Origin of the sequence: Variovorax sp. TBS-050B, assembly GCF_029893635.1 — a bacterium.
GTDB lineage: Bacteria > Pseudomonadota > Gammaproteobacteria > Burkholderiales > Burkholderiaceae_C > Variovorax.
In genome coordinates this window covers 387,900-403,888 of sequence record NZ_JARXYR010000001.1, presented here as the reverse complement: position 1 = coordinate 403,888, position 15,989 = coordinate 387,900, and the positions used below count along the sequence as shown (strand labels likewise).

The 15,989-nt window shown below is 69.0% G+C and carries 12 protein-coding genes and 1 pseudogene; 4 read left to right on the top strand and 9 right to left on the bottom strand.

Annotated features, from left to right (window positions below; translation table 11 throughout):
* Positions 1-143 precede the first annotated feature (143 nt).
* Positions 144-512: pseudogene (locus M2165_RS26095) on the bottom strand (GAF domain-containing protein); the annotation flags it as partial.
* A gap of 137 nt (positions 513-649) precedes the next feature.
* Here M2165_RS26095 and hmpA point away from each other — a divergent pair.
* Complete coding sequence (hmpA, locus tag M2165_RS01845) at positions 650-1,831, top strand: NO-inducible flavohemoprotein (RefSeq protein ID WP_280812960.1); 1,182 nt, start codon at positions 650-652, stop codon at positions 1,829-1,831.
* Positions 1,832-1,980: 149 nt separating this feature from the next.
* Here hmpA and M2165_RS01840 read toward each other — a convergent pair whose 3' ends face one another.
* The 5 genes from M2165_RS01840 to M2165_RS01820 form a co-directional block, all read right to left on the bottom strand.
* Entirely contained in the window at positions 1,981-2,943 is a 963-nt protein-coding gene (locus M2165_RS01840; RefSeq protein ID WP_280812959.1) for a hypothetical protein, read from the bottom strand.
* Positions 2,940-4,079, bottom strand: a complete 1,140-nt coding sequence (locus tag M2165_RS01835; RefSeq protein ID WP_280812958.1) for a hypothetical protein — start codon at positions 4,077-4,079, stop codon at positions 2,940-2,942. Before M2165_RS01835 ends, M2165_RS01840 begins: the two co-directional genes overlap by 4 nt.
* On the bottom strand, positions 4,076-4,990 hold the full coding sequence (locus tag M2165_RS01830) for a hypothetical protein (RefSeq protein WP_280812957.1): 915 nt from the start codon (positions 4,988-4,990) through the stop codon (positions 4,076-4,078). The genes M2165_RS01835 and M2165_RS01830 overlap by 4 nt, the downstream gene beginning before the upstream one ends.
* The gene (tssI, locus tag M2165_RS01825) at positions 4,980-8,831 is read right to left on the bottom strand and encodes a type VI secretion system tip protein TssI/VgrG (protein ID WP_280812956.1); all 3,852 of its coding nucleotides are present in this window, start codon (positions 8,829-8,831) and stop codon (positions 4,980-4,982) included. The genes M2165_RS01830 and tssI overlap by 11 nt, the downstream gene beginning before the upstream one ends.
* Before the next feature lie 411 nt (positions 8,832-9,242).
* A complete protein-coding gene (locus tag M2165_RS01820; protein ID WP_280812955.1) occupies positions 9,243-9,788 on the bottom strand; it encodes a peroxiredoxin-like family protein in 546 nt (181 codons plus the stop codon).
* Between the two features lie 86 nt (positions 9,789-9,874).
* On the opposite strand from M2165_RS01820, the gene M2165_RS01815 reads away from it, so the two are divergent.
* The 3 genes from M2165_RS01815 (at position 9,875) to M2165_RS01805 (ending at position 11,631) form a co-directional block, all read left to right on the top strand.
* Positions 9,875-10,663, top strand: coding sequence for an AraC family transcriptional regulator (locus M2165_RS01815; RefSeq protein WP_280812954.1), 789 nt, complete (start codon positions 9,875-9,877; stop codon positions 10,661-10,663).
* Positions 10,664-10,703: 40 nt separating this feature from the next.
* Complete coding sequence (locus M2165_RS01810; protein WP_280812953.1) at positions 10,704-11,051, top strand: DUF2200 domain-containing protein; 348 nt, start codon at positions 10,704-10,706, stop codon at positions 11,049-11,051.
* Positions 11,052-11,181: 130 nt separating this feature from the next.
* Positions 11,182-11,631 carry an SRPBCC family protein gene (locus M2165_RS01805; RefSeq protein WP_280812952.1) on the top strand — a complete coding sequence of 150 codons (450 nt, stop codon included), beginning with the start codon at positions 11,182-11,184 and terminating at the stop codon, positions 11,629-11,631.
* Here M2165_RS01805 and M2165_RS01800 read toward each other — a convergent pair.
* The 3 genes from M2165_RS01800 to M2165_RS01790 are packed head-to-tail and all read right to left on the bottom strand — an operon-like array spanning position 11,565 to position 15,852.
* On the bottom strand, positions 11,565-12,638 hold the full coding sequence (locus M2165_RS01800) for an alpha/beta hydrolase (RefSeq protein WP_280812951.1): 1,074 nt from the start codon (positions 12,636-12,638) through the stop codon (positions 11,565-11,567). The two genes, M2165_RS01805 and M2165_RS01800, sit on opposite strands and share 67 nt — an antisense overlap.
* 36 nt (positions 12,639-12,674) lie before the next feature.
* Positions 12,675-15,011 (bottom strand): ATP-binding protein, encoded by a 2,337-nt coding sequence (locus M2165_RS01795; protein WP_280812950.1) that lies wholly within the window; start codon positions 15,009-15,011, stop codon positions 12,675-12,677.
* 7 nt (positions 15,012-15,018) lie between these two features.
* Positions 15,019-15,852: a helix-turn-helix domain-containing protein gene (locus tag M2165_RS01790; RefSeq protein WP_280812949.1), complete on the bottom strand. Its 834-nt coding sequence runs from the start codon at positions 15,850-15,852 to the stop codon at positions 15,019-15,021.
* Between the last annotated feature and the right edge of the window lie 137 nt (positions 15,853-15,989).

The following is a 15,989-nucleotide window of genomic DNA, read 5'->3' as shown; positions in this document are numbered from 1 at the left end:
AGCGCCTGCGCCACCGCCTGCTCGCGCGTCGCGCGCGCCGCCATCTCCTGGATCGTCTGCGCGGCCTCGATGCCGGTCTCGACCACCGCGACCAGCGCATCGAGCTGCTGCGGGCTCACGGCCTCGAAGCTGCCGGGGTCGAGCGCGTCGAGCGTCAGCAGCCCCCAGAGCCGGCCGCGCAGCCGCAGCGGCGCGCCCATGCAGTCGTGCACCGGCAGCAGCGTGGGCTGGCCGGCTACGAGGCCGTCGTAGGGATCGGGCAGGCCGCAGTCGTGGGCGAAGCGCAGGCCGCGTTCGCTCTCGAGCAGGCGCGCGAAGCGCGGATGCGCGGCCACCGGGAATTGGCGCCCCAGCGTCTCGTCGCTCAGGCCGTCCACCGCCAGGGGCCGCAGCACCTCGCCGTCGAGCCGCAGCAGCGCGGCCGCGTCGCAGTGCACCAGGCCGCGCGCGGCGGTCAGCAGGGCGCGGAAGCGCTGGGTATCGGTGGTCGATTCGACACTTTGCGTGGTCATAAATACAACGTCTGGGGTGTTGCGGATTTGACCACGCCGGAAAAATCCCCAACGGCGGCAGGCACTTGGCGCGGGGGCACGGGCTGGCACGGAACGTGAAGAGCAAGGCGCATCCATTCACAGCCCAAGGACCCCCCATGAATCCGCAGACCATTGCCATCGTCAAGGCCACCGTGCCCGCGCTGCAGGCGCACGGCGAGGCGATCACCCGCCACTTCTACCGGACCATGTTCGAGCGCCACCCCGAGGTGAAGGCCTTCTTCAACGAAGCGCACCAGGCCGAGGGCAGCCAGGCGCGCGCGCTCGCGGGTGCGGTGCTGGCGTATGCGCAGCACATCGACCGGCTCGACGCGATCGCGGGCGCGCTGCCGCGCATCATCCAGAAGCATGCCGCGCTCGGCGTGCTGCCCGAGCACTATCCGATCGTCGGCGCCTGCCTGCTGGCCGCGATCAAGGACGTGCTCGGCGATGCCGCCACCGACGAGGTCATCGCGGCCTGGGGCGAGGCCTACCAGTCGCTCGCGGCGCTGCTGATCGGCGCGGAGGAAGAGGTCTACCGCGCCAACGCCGCGCAGCCCGGCGGCTGGCGCGGCACGCGCGCGTTCCGCGTCGCGCGGCGCGAGGACGAGAGCGAGATCATCACCTCGTTCTACCTCGAGCCCGTCGACGGCGGACCGCTGCTCGCGTTCTCGCCCGGGCAGTACCTCACGCTGGTGCTCGAGATCGACGGCGAGCCGCTGCGCCGCAACTACTCGCTGTCGGATGCGCCGGGCAAGCCGTGGTACCGCATCAGCGTGAAGAAGGAGGAGGGCGGCCGCGCCTCGAACTGGCTGCATGCCTCGGCACCGGTCGGCACGCTGCTGCAGGTGCAGGCGCCCTGCGGCGACTTCGTGCTGCAGCCCGCCGAGGGCGGGCGCCCGCTGGTGCTCGTGACCGGCGGCGTGGGCATCACGCCCGCGATGAGCATGCTCGAATCGGTGGCGCACACCGGCCGGTCGGTGCATTTCATCCACGCCGCGCGGCACGGCGGCGCGCATGCCTTCCGCGCCCGCGTGGACGCGCTGGCCGCGCGGCACCGCAACGTGAAGCCGCTCTACGTGTACGACGCGCCGCGCGCCGCCGACCGGCCGCACGCCACCGGCTTCGTCACGCGCGAACTGCTCGCCGAGGCGCTGCCCGCCGACCGCGACGTCGACCTCTACTTCCTCGGCCCGAAGCCGTTCATGAAGGCGGTCTACGCGCACGGGCTCGCGCTCGGCGTGCCGAAGCAGCAGCTGCGCTACGAGTTCTTCGGGCCGCTGGAGGCGCTGGAAGGCTGAAGCTCGCGCGAACAGCGCCTCTGCTGAGGCCAGGCTCCGCAGCAGGCCGCGAGCACCGCTGCTCCGAGGCGGTAGGCGGTAGCTGCCGGCTTCGCGTTGTCCGCCGGTTTGGAAGTGAAGGTCGTCGGTCTGTCCGGTGGTTGAGTCACTCAGATGCACTGGTCCGACCCATTGGCTCTTGTCATAAGTGCAGGTGCGGCGCTCCGGCGGCACCGAGGCAGGTGGCCGAGCTTCTTGTCGTCGCGTTGCTTGATCTGCTCAGGAGTGAGGTAGTTGCGGCTGATCGCAATATCGCTCAGCTGCGTGGCCTTGTAAGGATTCTTGTCCGGCCCGTTCAGGAAGGTGAAGACCACCTCGATCTCGAAATCATCCTGCGGCTGCTTGAGCGGTGAATAGTGGAACACGCCGCCGTTGAAAGGTCTCCGCCCATGAAGTTGGGGGAACTCGTATTGGAGATTGCCACCCTCCGATCGCCAGCCATGCACGACCTTGAGTTCGAGCAGATTCTCCAGGCGCTCGCGCTGCATGTCGATTTCGGGTTTGAACTCGATTTGGAAATGCGCCGGCTCGAAGCCCGGCTTGCCGTCGCGCCGCGGGATGGTGTTCACGTAGATGCTGGTCCACTCGTTCAGGAATTTGGCATTTAGCAGATGCAGGGTGCTTGGATTGGGTTGCTGGCCCTTACCGACATAGATGACGGGCATCCTCTGTGTGAGGCTGTCGAAGCTGGCCTCGCCGCGAATCACCTTCATAGCCTTCGCAATGAGCTCGATCACCTGCTCACGCTGCGCGTCGGTGTAGCGGAAGCTGTCGTAGATGGCCTGGTTTGCCTTCAACTCCGCTTGGAACGCTTCGGAGGCGGCCCTCTTTTCCGCCTCAGTTCGCATGCTTTGCTTCTCCTGGCGTGCCACCGCCTTGGCGGGCTCTGAGGGCGAACTCCAGGGCTCTTGTGCAGAAGCCGGGCTCAGGCAGCAGGCTGCCCACATGACCACTCCAAAGCCGCTTGACCACTTCTTCGCACGCGAAGCTGTCTTCCTCCCAGGGGCGCATGCGACAGCCGGTGCTGCCATCTTTGGGTTGGGCCTGTGGGCCTCGCGTTCGGCGAACGTCATGACCGGCGAGGGAACAGCTTCTCGATCTCAGCCGCCAGCGGATCAGGACCCATCCATTGCCACCATGCATGCACAGCGTCGGTCTGTCCGGTGGCGGAGTCATTTAGGTGCACTGGTCCGAGCCACTGTCCCTTGTCATAAGTGCAGGTGCGGCGCTCCGGTGGCACCGAGGCAGTGAGCGCGTCATTGGCGAACAGGGCCAAGTAGCGGCCGTCCTTCGGTGCGCGCTCGCCCGTCTGGGGCAGGTGGCCGAGCTTCTTGTCGTTGCGTTGCTTGATCTGCTCGGGGGTGAGGTAGTTGCGGCTGATCGAGATGTCGCTCAGTCGCGTCGCTGTGTAGGGGTTCTTGTCCGGACCATTCAGGTACGTGAAGACCACCTTAATCTCGAAATCACCCTGCGGCTGCTTGAGCGGCGAGTAATAGAACACGCCGCCGTTGAAGGGCGGCAGTCCATGGAGCTGTGGCATTTCGTACTGGAGGTTGCCGCCCTCCGAACGCCAGCCATGCACGACCTTGAGTTCGAGCAGCCTTTCGAGGCGCTCTCGTTGAATATGAATAATGGGACCGAACTCGATCTGGAAATGCGCCGGCTCATCGCCCGGCTTTCCATCGCGGCGCGGAATGGTGTTGACGTAGATGCTGGTCCACTCGTTCAGGACTCGAGCATCGAATGAGTTTCGCGTACTTGGATTGGGTTGCCAGCCTTTTCCAACGCGAGCCACAGGCAACAACCTCTTTAGGCTCGCGAACTCTGTTTCGCCACGAATCACTTTCATGGCCGCGCCAATGAATTCGATGACCAGTTCACGCTGTGCCTCGGTGTAGCGGAAGTTGTCATATGCCGCTTGCGCAGCTTTCGCGCGTTCCTTGTAGGCCTCGTAGCGGGCCTTCTTCTCCGCCTCATTGGGCATGTCCTGCCTTTCCCTGAGCGCTGCCACCACCGCGCGCTCTAAGAGCGAACTCAAGGGCTCTTGTGCAAAAGCCGGGCTCAGGCAGCAGGCCGCCAGCATCACCGCTCCAAAGCCGCTTGACCACTTCCTCGCAGGCGAAGCTGTCTTCCTCCCAGGGGCGCATGCGACAGCCGGTGCTGCCATCTTTGGATTGGGCCTGTGGGCCTCGCGTTCGGCGAACGTCATGACCGGCGAGGGAACAGCTTCTCGATCTCAGCCGCCAGCGGATCGGGACCGATCCATTGCCACCATGCATGCACAGCGTCGGTCTGTCCGGTGGCGGAGTCATTTAGGTGCACTGGTCCGAGCCACTGCCCCTTGTCGTAAGTACAGGTGCGGCGCTCCGGTGGCACCGAGGCCGTGAGTGCGTCATTGGCGAACAGGGCCAGGTAGCGGCCGTCCTTCGGTGCGCGCTCGCCCGTCTGGGGCAGGTGGCCGAACTTCTTGTCGTCGCGTTGCTTGATCTGCTCGGGAGTGAGGTAGTTGCGGCTGATCTGCAGGCGGACGAGTTGGGTAGCTGCATAAGGATTGTGATCCGGACCATTCAGATAGGTAAAGACGACCTCGATCTCAAAATTCTCCTGCGGCTGCTTGAGGGGCGAGTAACGGAACACGCCACCATCGAAAGCTGCCCGTCCGTGGAGCTGTGGGATTTCGTACTGGAGATTGCCGCCGTCCGAGGTCCATCCAGGGACGATCTTGAGCCCGAGCAGGCCTTCAAGGCGTTCCCGCTGCATCTTAATTGCAGGTTTAAATTCGATCTGGAAATGCGCCGGCTCGAAGCCCGGCTTGCCGTCGCGCCGCGGGATGGTGTTCACGTAGATGCTGGTCCACTTGTTCAGGAACCTGGCATCGAATGCGTGTTGTGTGCTGGGGTTCGGTTGCTGGCCCTTGCCGATGTCGATGACGTGCAATAGTCGCTCGAGGCTGTCGAACGCCGCCTCACCCCGAATCACTTTCATAGCCTGCGCGACCAAGTCGAGCACCTGCTCGCGCTGCACATCGGTGTAGCGGAAGTTGTCATACGCCGCTTGCGCTGCCTTCGCTCGTTCTTTGTAGGCCTCGTAGCGGGCCTTCTTCTCCGCCTCATTGGGCATGTCCTGCCTTTCCCTGAGCGCTGCCATCACCGCGTGCTCTGAGAGCGAACTCAAGAGCCCTTGTGCAGAAGCCAGGCTCAGGCAGCAGGCCACCCACATCACCACTCCAAAGGCGCTTGACCACTTCCTCGCACGCGAAGCTGTCTTCCTCCCACGGGCGCATGCGGTAGCCGGTGCTGCCATCCGGGCCCTTGGCCATGGCGTCCACGTCGATGGAGAGGCCACCCAGGCCCACTTCTTGAAGGAGGTCATACGCAGCCTTTCGTGCCAAAGAAATTTCGGTGGGAAGAATGTCTGTGAAGTTACCGAGCTGCGGGGGGGTGAGCGCGAGCCTGCGCTTGTTCTCCTTCTCTGCAATACACAGCAGCCAGTAGTACATGCCGATTACCATGCGATGCAGACCGACACGGGCGCTGGGCTCGGCGGGCACGGGAGTGGCGGCAGCGACTTGCATCATTCGGGCCGCAAAACAGCCCTTCCAAACACGCTGCAGGCCCGGCAAATGGGCATAGTCGTTCGGAAACTGTTGCACCATGGCGGCGAGCCAGAAGTACTGCTGCGCGTGCCGCGCCTCATGGAATAGCGTGCTTGCCAGCTCGCGCAGGCTGTCCGAGGTGTCTTCGCCGCGCTGGGCGGCCTCGATGATGGGCAGGATGCCGCCCTTGGCAACGACCAGCAGCCAGTCGTGCCCGCGCATCAAGCCTTTGAGGTCCAGGTCGTTGGGATCGATGTCGAGCTTTCGAGCCTCTTCATCGTCCGGAATTACGGTCTGCGGCATGGCGTGCTCGGGCAGCTTGAAGGCGGTTTTGCCCAGCGCACCTTCGATGCTGGCTTTAAGAACAGCTTGGAGCTGCCTGCTGAAAGCATCCTCCAGCGGCCATTCCAGTTTGATTTTCTGCCACGCCACCCCCATCAACGCCGCCCTGACCTCCTGCACAAACCCCTCCGCCACCGGATACGCCCACTGCCCCGAACTCCCCGCCGTCGGCACACTCATGCGCAGCCCCCAGTTGTGCGGATCGCAGCTCGTGTGCACCGGCGCCTTGTCCTCGCTGGTGGCCTTGTCCGCATTCACCTCATGCGGCTTGCCACTCACCTGCTTCGTCTTCCTGGTGTTCTTGGCCGCCGCCACCGCCGGACCGTCGTAACCCTGCTCGGCCGGCGTGCGCACGAAAGACGCGTAACTCGCCAGCACCCCGTCCTCCGCATGGCGCAGCAGCTCCACCGTGGCGATCTGGTGCACCATGCTCTGCACCACCGCGGTCTCGCCCTGGTCGTTGGTCTGGCCTTCCACGGTGCGTCCACCGTCGAACGTGATCCGGTACTTCTGCCCCGGCAGCCGCAGGCCGCCGGCATGCTCCATCAGCACGAAATGCTCTTCGAGCACCTGCCCATGCGTCTCGAACGCGTCGGGATCGGGCAGCACCGGGTACAGCGTCTCCAGCCCCCTCGGCCCCGTCATGCTGTGCGTTGCCGCATGCTGGCGCCAGATGCCGCGGGTGCCGTGCACGATCCCCGAGGCGTTCCAGCGCGAGTAGCTCCCCGCGCCGTTGACCAGGATCTCCTCCTTGGCCGTGATGCTGATGCGTTCGGCCTCCAGCCTGATGTCGAGCCTGGCGAGCAGCCGGATGCCCTGCTGCAGCGCCACCACGTCGATGCCCGCCGTCGCCGCCGTCAGCCGGATCGCCTTGTACGCGAACAGGCGCACCGCCTCCTTCACGCTCGCCAGCAGGCTCCCGCCCGCACCGATGCTCGTGTGCCCCCCGCTCGTCCAGGCGTTGTGCTGCGTGCTCGCCACGTGCGTCGAGCCGCCCGTGCTCGCATGGATCCCGCACGGGCTCGCCAGCACCAGATGCGGTTCCTCGAACTCCGCGAATTCGCCCGCACCTCGTGCACCGCTTGCACCGCCTGCGCCGGACTTGCCCTCGATCGCCGCGTTCTGGCGCGCCACCACCTTCATCACCGCATCCTGGTCGCCCGCCTCGTGCGCCCCGGCCTGGAGCGCCAGGCCGCTGGTCGCCTCATGCAGCGCCTGCGCCTGGCCCAGCCGGAAGACCGTCTCGCCCATGTCCGTGATGTGCGCCCGGGCATCGGCCCGCGCCTCGGTGCTCACGAGCAGCCCGCGCGCCGCGCGCACCGCCCCGTGGCCGTCCGTGCGCAGCTCCGCGCCCTGGCCCCGGTCGTCCTTGCGCCCCGCCGTGTCCTCGATGCGCCCGATGTGCCCCAGGCTCAGGCTGCTGCTCAGGTGGTCGCTCTTGAGCTGCGCCTGGATCTTGCCCGGGTGGTCGTCCAGCGTCATGTGGTTGCCCCGGGCCCCCGCGCCGGTCCCCGCGTGCAGCTCGCTGCTGCGAAACCCCGACAGCCCCGCCTGCCCGGGCAGCTCCCGCGGCGGCATGTTCAGCCGGTTGTAGACCCGCCCCGTCACGATCGGGCGGTCCGGATCGCCGTTCTCGAAGTCGACGATCACCTCCTGGCCGATGCGCGGCACGTGCATGCCGCCGAACTGCGTGCCCGCCCACGTCGAAGCCACCCGGATCCAGCAGGAGGCGTTCTCGTCCCGGGTGCAGTAGCGGTTCCAGTGGAAGCTCAGCTTGACGCGCCCGTACTCGTCGGTCCAGAGGTCTTCGCCCGCCGGGCCGGTGACGATGGCGGTCTGGGGGCCCATGGTGCGCGGCTTGGGCTGCGTCTGCGGCGAGCGGAACACGGTCTCGGCGGGCTGGACCTCGAAGTCGCAGCGGCACAGGTAGGCATCCTCGCCGCCGCTCGCGTGCGCGTTCTCGTGGAGCCGCAGGCTGCTGGCGATGACGAGGTAGTCCCGGTTGGCGCTGTCCTGCGGGTGGCCGGCGAGCGCGAAGGTGCAGCCGGTGACCACCCCGCGCAGGCTGCCGCCGCCCTGGCCGCGGCTCGCGGGCGCGCCGGTGGCTTCCATGCGGGTGCGCGCCAGGTCGCGGCCTTCCTCGGGCTCGCTGTAGTCGCCCGGCCAGCGGTAGAGCTCCTGCGCGTTGTGGCCGGTGTCGCGCGGCATCCTGCAGACCTGCTCCAGCCGCGCGCGCGGGCGGGTGAAGTCGAAGTCGCTGGTCGTCCATTGGCCGGAGGCGAGGCTCTCGGTGCTGTGGAAGCTGTCGCAGTATTCCTCGTCGATCTTGTGGCCCGGCGGGTGGTGGCGGATGGTGTGGTAGGCCTCGCTCCGGAAGCGCCGGTGGGCGCCGGCGTCGTCCACGAGCACCAGGCGGTGGGTGCCGTCCCCGTGCTCGAAGAAGTAGTAGAGGCCGAACTCCTGCATCAGCCGCGTGATGAACTCGAAGTCGGTCTCGCCGTACTGGACCTGGAAGGTCCGCACGGGGTAGGTGCGGGTGGTTCTCTTCTCGGTGGGGAAGCTGTAGTCGGCCAGCACCTCCTCGACGATCTGCAGCGCGGTCTTGTTCTGGAAGATCCGGTGGTCGCTGGTGTGGCAGGCCAGCACGAGCCAGGGCCGCAGGGTGATCTCGTAGATGCTGCGGCGGTTCTCGTGCTGCACGAAGCGGGTGCGGGTGACGAGGCCGTTGATCTCGCGCGTGCCGGCGCCGGTGCGTGCGTGCAGGCCGGAGCCCGCGCCGTCCAGCGCGATGCGGATGCCGAACTCCTTGCCCAGCAGCTGCTTCACGGGCACGTTGCCGCTGAGGTATTCGGTGAGCAGGGGGTTGTCGGGGGTCTGCAGCCGCACGGTGTACTCGAAGAGCTCGCCGAGCGCCTCGGTGCCTTGGAGCGACTTGAATTCGAGCGCCGGTACGCCGAGCAGCGAGGGCATGGCGGCGCTGTCGACGCTGATGGTTCGCGAACCGGTTGAGAAAATGGAAGACACGCGCCAGACCTCGATGAGCGAATCGAGCCGCGAGTCTGGCTTGGGCCAGCGGGGCGCAGTTGCAAACTATTGTTGCCCGAGGCGCCGTGCGAAAAAATCCTGGGCGACTTGCGCAATAGTTCGCGTCCTGCTCAGGCGGCCTCCGACGCCGTCGGAGGGCGTGAATTCCTACAACGCTTCCGCATCCCGCTGACACGACGCGCCGCGCGCGCGTTGCAGTCTGCTCTCCGATGTGGCGCGCTCCTCGGGGCGGATGCCGAACGGTGCTTCAAGGTAGCAACAGCGAACGAGCACGATGCGCATGGCACCCGACACACCGGCAGACAGACCCAACGAGCCAGTCTCCTGGGCGAGCGCATGGTGTGAAAAGCGCGCCACATCCCCTCTTGTCGCGCGCCCGGCGCCGGCGCTTCAGTTTGGCGCGGTGTCGGGCGGCTGTTCGCCGCGCGCCGGATAGTCGTGCTGGATCACGAAGTCGAGCGCCTGCACCATCTCGGCGAAGTGGGGCCGCACGAAGGGCATCGACTGCACCGACAGGTAGTAGATGCTGTTGTCCGGCCGCACGAGGAAGAGCCCCGGCTCCGAGAACAGCGCCGGCTCCTCGATGCCGATCGAGGTCTTGCCGCGCGAGGCCGAGACGTACAGCCCCCAGCGGCGCGCATCTGCGAGCGACAGGCCCCAGCCGATGCGCAGCTGTGCGGCGCCGATCTTCTTGGCCATGGCGCGGGCACGGTCCTCGGTGTCGGAACTGATCGCGATGGTGCGCACGCCGCGTTCGGCGAAGGCGGGCGTGAGCCGCTCGAGCTCCTTCAGGTAATTGGCGCAGATCGGGCAGTGCAGCCCGCGGTAGAAGCACACCAGCGTCATGCGCTCGGGTGTTTCGTCGGCGAGCCGGAAGCGGCCTGCATCCAGGGTGTCGACGGCGAGTTCGGGGGCCTGCTGGCGGGGCAACAGCATGATCGGAGTCCTTGGTCGGATGGCCGGCGGGATTGCCAGCGAGTGCCAAAGATCGCATGCTCCGCGACATGGAACGTCCGCCTTTCATGACTCAGAGTCCAAACCTGCCCAAGATGGACCGCCTCGCGGCCTTCGTCGAGGTGTTCAAGCTGCGTGTGGCGGTGCTGTCGCCCGGCGAAGCCGGCATGCCCGCGCTGGTGCTGGCGGGCGACGGTGCGGGCGGCGCCGGGCGCGTGGTCTTCCGCCCCGGCGGCTTCGCGCGGCTGCCGCCCGATGCGCGCGTCGCGGCGGCGGTGGACTTCGACAACGAAGCCAACCCGCTGATGAGTGCGATGCCCGAGGAAGTCGCGGTCGCGCTCGACGGTTCGCCCTCGCTGCAGGCGACGGCCGCCGCCTTCATGGCCGAGGCCTCGGAGAGCCGCTGCGGCCGCAGCGCCGCGATCAACCGGCTCGGCGAGGTGCTGGTGCTGATGGCGCTGCGCGGCGCGATCGACGCGGGCACGCAGAAGCCGGGCCTGTTCGCCGCGCTCGCGCATCCGGCGCTGCACCGCGCCGTGGTCTCGATCCACGACATGCCGCAGCGGCGCTGGACGGTGGACGAACTCGCCGAACGCTCGGCGATGTCGCGCAGCAGCTTCATGGCCACCTTCCGCACGGTCGTGGGCACCACGCCGATGGCCTACCTCAGCGCCTGGCGGCTCACGCTCGCGCGGCGCCATCTGCTGGCGGGCGATCCGGTCAAGCTCGCGGCGCGGCGCACGGGCTTCGGCAGCGCCGAGGCGTTCTCGCGCGCGTTCTCCAAGGCCTATGGCCATGCACCCGCGGCCGTGAAGCCCTTGCGCGCGGCGGCCTCGCAGGGACGGCACGCCGCGTGAACCGCGCACGGCGATCTTCAACCCGAGCAAGGAGCCGACCATGCCGAAGCCATCCCTCTTCACCATGCCGTTCGCCAAGGTCTATCCGCTGTACGTGCAGAAGGCCGAGCGCAAGAACCGCACGAAGGACGAAGTCGACCAGCTGATCCGGTGGCTCACGGGCTACGACGCGGCGGGGCTGCAGCGGCAGATCGCGCAGGCGAACGACTTCCGGACCTTCTTCGACGAGGCGCCGGCGATCCATCCGCACAGCGCGCTGGTGACCGGCGTGGTCTGCGGCGTGCGCGTGGAGGAGATCGAGGACCCGCTGATGCGGAAGATCCGCTGCCTGGACAAGCTGATCGACGAGCTGGCCAAGGGCAAGGCGATCGAGAAGATCATGCGGTGAACGCCAGGGGCCTGCGCCCGCCGCTGCCGGCGGATACGGGTTTTCCCCAGTCTTGGGCCTGTCGATTCCCGCCAGCCTCGATCGACGTGTCCATAGAGGGTCGTCCTCTGCACATCAGGAGAAAGCAACCATGGCTACCACGAACACCGTCCGTCTTCACCGCGTGCTGCGCGCCCCGCCGGAGCGGCTCTACCGCGCCTTCGTCGAACCGGGCGCCTTCGAACGCTGGCTGCCGCCCTTCGGCTTCGTCGGCAAGGTCCATGCGATGGAGCCGGTGGTGGGCGGCGCATGGCGCATGTCCTTCACCAACTTCGGCAGCGGCCAGAGCCATTCCTTCGGCGGCAACTACCTCGAACTGGTACCGGGCCAGCGCATCGCCTACGACGCGCGCTTCGACGACCCGGGCCTGCCGGGCACGATGAAGACCACCGTGAACCTGGTCGCGGTGTCCTGCGGCACCGAGATCTCGATCGTGCAGGAGGGCATTCCCGAGGTGATCCCGGCCGAGATGTGCTACCTGGGCTGGCAGGAGTCGCTGGTCGCGCTGGCGCAACTGGTCGAGCCCGACATCCCGGGCTGATCGGTTCCGCGCACCGCCTGCACCACCCACAGCACCGCGGCGGCCACGGCTTCCGGATCGTCGAACTGGATGTCGTGCCCCGCCTGCGCCAGCAGCAGATGGCGGCTGCGCGAGGACCAGCGCGCCATCTCCGCGTGCATGCCCTGCCAGAGCCGCTGCACCTCGCGCCCCTGGGCCGGCGTGATCTTCATGCCGCGCAGTTCGGCGGCGGTGTAGGGCGCCATCGCGGTCAGCACCACGAGCGGGCGGTCGCCGAGCGCGGTGAAGCCCTTCGCCTCGGCCAGCACCGCATCGGTCGCATCGCCTTCGATCAGCTGCGTGCGCAGCGACACGGGCGCGTAGGCGCGCACGGCGTCGCGCTCGCGCAGGCTCTGGTTCGGCGCCTGCGGCACCAGCGCCGGCGCCGCCGCGCGCAACAGGCCCGACCACGCGAGCGCCACGGCGATGCGCGAACGCAGCGAGCGCGTCTCGGTCATGTAGGCGGCCACGCGTTCGACCTGTTCGGGATGCGAGGGGTCCACGAGCACCAGCCCCGCCACCTGGTCGCCGAACGCGCGCACGAAGCCCAGGCTGTAGAGGCCGCCGAGCGACTGGCCGACCAGCACGAAGGGACCGGTCTCGCCCGCGCCGGCCAGCGCGGCGCGCAGGTCGTGCGTCACCCGCGCGAGCGTCGGCGCTGCGTCCGCGGGATCGCTCCACATCCAGCCGGCGCGGCTGTAGGCGCAGGCGCGGGTGTGCGCGGCGACCTTCGGCTGCACCGCCGACCAGCTCAGCGCGCCGTCGATGCTGAGCCCGGCCTCGAACACGACCGTGGGCGAGCCGGTGCCGCGGCAGTCGATCTGGATGCGCCGTCCGCCCACGTCGACCATCTTCCCGGGCGGCGGAAACTCGCGCGCCGCGCGATGGCGGCCGGCGCGCTCGTACGCGGTGCCGGCCAGCAGCGCCAGCGCAGCCAGCGCCGCGGCCCCCAGGGCGATGCGGCGGCGTCGGCGCGCGGGAGCTTTCATGCGCGCTTTATGGCATGCGCAGGGCCGGCGCGCCAGTCACTCGCTCGGCGTCACGCGCGCGAGATGGCCGATGTGGTCGAAGTCCAGGTTCTCGAGCGCCTGCCGCACCGCCTTCACGAGCGCGCCATGGTGGGGGTCGGCGGCGAGCCGGTCGGCCCATTCGTGCAGGTCGGACCAGCGCCCGTCGCGCGCGAGCGCCTCGAGTTCCTCGCGCAGGGGCGCGGGCAGCGGTGCGATGGCCGGGGCGGGCTGTGCATGCCGCCGCGGCGAAGCGGGCGGCGCGGGCGGCGGCGCTGCCGCGGGTGCGCTCGGCGCGGCGGGGGCGTCGTCCTCGGCGGCGGCCGCCACCAGGACCGAGAAGCTCAGCCGCGTGCCCAGATGCCGGTGGCTGTCGAGCCGCAGCTCGCCGCCCATGCGCTCGACGATGCGCCGCGCGATCGCCAGCCCGAGCCCGACGCCCGCGGAGGCCGGATCGGCCTGCGTGAAGGCGCGGAACACGCGCCGCTGGTCCTTCTTGTCGATGCCGATGCCGCTGTCCCAGACCTCGACGTCCAGCTTCCACTGGCTGCCCGCGGGCCGCGGCGTCACGCGCAGGCCCATCTGGCCGTCGCGCGTGAACTTGGCCGCGTTCGACAGCAGGTTCAGCAGCAGTTGCTGGAAGCGCTTGCTGTCCAGCTGCACGGCCGGCGGCAGCGCGCCGCGCACTTCGAGCAGGAAGCGGTTGTTCTGCCGCTGCGCGAGCGCGGCGGCGTACTGCGCGATGTCCTCGATCAGCGCGGGCAGCCGCACCGGCCGGGGATCGAGGGCCAGCGGCAGCAGCTCGCCCCTGGCGTATTCGAGCAGGTCGTCGACCAGCGCGAGCTGGTAGCGCGCGCTGCGCTCGATGGACCCGAGCCGCGCCGGCGCGGCGCCCAGCTCGGCGCGCAGCAGGCGTGCGTGGCCCATGATGGTGGCGAGCGGCGCGCGCAGGTCGTGGCTGATGTAGGCCATGAGCCGGGTCTGCTCGCGCGCGCGGTGCTCGGCCTGTTCCAGCGCCGCATTCAGCGCGCGCGTCTTGCGCTTCACCTCGTCCTGCAGCCGCTGCTGCTCGTGCGCCTGCCACTGCACCAGCTTGCGCTGGGCCTCCAGGCGCTGGCGCGAGAGATGGTGCGTCCACGCGGCCAGCGCCACCAGCCCCACCAGCAGGCCCGGAAAGCCCAGCACGTAGGCGTCGAACCCCGGCGGCATGCGTTCCGGCGTCGCGAGCTCGGTCAGCCGCAGGCCCACGCCCAGGGCCACGATCACCATGACCGGGTAGGCCAGCCGGCCGCCCGGCCCCGCGCTGCGCATGTAGAAGAAGCTGCTGACCGTGAGCGCCAGCACCAGCGCCAGTGCGCTGAAGATCCCGGCCTGCGCGAAGGCGCCATAGGGCCCGACGAGCGCGCCGACGACCACGAGCGCCTGCACCGCGGTCAGCGCCACCAGGCCGCGGAAGCCCGGCGGCCGCACCGGCCCGCCGTGCGAGAGCGCATGCAGGTACAGCACCAGGTTGAGCAGGCAGCAGCCGGCGATCACGCCGGCCGCGCGATAGCTCCACTCGGGGCTGTCGGGCCAGAGCCAGAGCCGCGCGTAGCCGCGGTAGCTGGCTTCGTAGAGCGCCACCAGCACGAAGCCGAGCCCCTGCGACGCCAGCACGCCGCTGCGCGTGACCGCCCAGACCGACAGCGAGTAGGCCGCGAGCACGAGCAGTCCGCCGATCAGCAGGCCGTCGAGCAGCGCGTGCGCGCTTTCGCTGGCCTGCCAGGAATCGGCGCTGTGCAGCAGCGGGGCCAGGCGCACGCTGCTGCGGCTCTGCACGCGCACCAGCACGCGCGCCTGCTCGCCCGGCTCGAGCGCGAGCGCGATGCCCGGCACGCGGTCCGGCGCGCTGCCCGCGGGCGTCGGTCGCGCGACGCCGGCGAACGCCTGCGTCCACGGCCCGGCGGGCACCGCGCCCGCGCCGCTGCGCTGGACGTGGAAATCGACGGACTGGAGCCAGGGGGTGTTCAGCACCAGCCGCAGGGGCCGCACGGCATCGCCGTCGTTGGCCAGCGAGAGCCGCAGCCAGAACACCGAATCCGAGAAGCCCCGGCGCATCCGCGCCGCGCTGCCGGGCGCGAAGCCGTCGGATGTGCCGCTAGCGAGCCGCGCCACCGCCTCGAAGGGCATCCGGCCGCTGCGGTCCTCCAGAACCTCGACGTGATCGTCGAGCGCGATCGGCAGCGGCCCGGCCTGCTCCAGCCGCAGCACCTCGGCCCGCGCGGCGGGCGCCGCCAGGCAGCATGCCGCCCACAGCAGCACCGTGCCAAGACAGGACACCGCCCGGCAGGCGGCGCGGCCGCGGGGCGTGTTCACCTGGGCGTCAGGCTTCGGAGATGGGCAGGCAGTCGGCCCGGCCCGCACCCGCCTGCCGGAAGCCCGTGGGCGTGCGGCCGAAGCGCTCGCGGAAGGCGGTCGAGAAATTGGCCTGGCTCGAGAAGCCGACCGCCAGCGCGACTTCCTCCACGCTGAGCGCCGATTCGGCCAGCAGCCGGCGCGCCTCCGCGAGCCGCGTCGCGCGCACGAACTCGAACACCGTGCAGCCCTTCTGCTCGCGGAAGACGCGCGACAGCCGCTTCTCGTGCGTGCCCACGCGCACGGCCAGCGCCGGCAGCGGCGGCACGTTCGCGAGGTCCGCGCGCACGAGGCGCTCGACGGCCAGCACCAGCGCCCGGTCCGGGCCCGGCTCAGGGACGGCGCCGTCCTCCGCCTGCGGCCCGCCCGTGCAGGCGGCGCTGCGCCATGCGCCGCCCTTGCTGGCGGCCAGCACCAGGTGCACGGTCACGCGCGCCAGCACCTCGGCCGGCTCGTAGGGCTTGAGGATGTAGTCCACCGCGCCCTCGCGCAGCCCGGTGAGCCGCTCCTCCACCGAGCCGGAGGCGGTGAGGAAGATCACCGGGATGTGCGCCGTCGCCGGGTCGGCCTTGAGCAGCCGGCAGGCGGCGAAGCCGTCGGGCCCGCCCATGCGCACGTCCATCAGGATCAGGTCCGGCTGCAGCGCCGTGGCGCGCCGGTAGCCCTCCATCGCACCGAAGGCAAGACTGATCCGGTGCTCCTCGCCCTTCAGCGCGGCAATCAGCAACTGCAGTTCGTCGACGTTGTCGTCGACCAGAAGGATGTGCGAGCGCCGCAATGGCGTGTGGGACCAGTAGGACATGGGGGCGAAGCGTAGGCGGAGCGGGCACGAAACGCATGTGAAGGAATTCACGTTTCGTTGCAATCGTAAACAAATGTCTTCTTTTTCAAAAGTTTCGTCCCGTCCGGCAAAAGGCCGCCGCCCCGCCCCCACGAAGA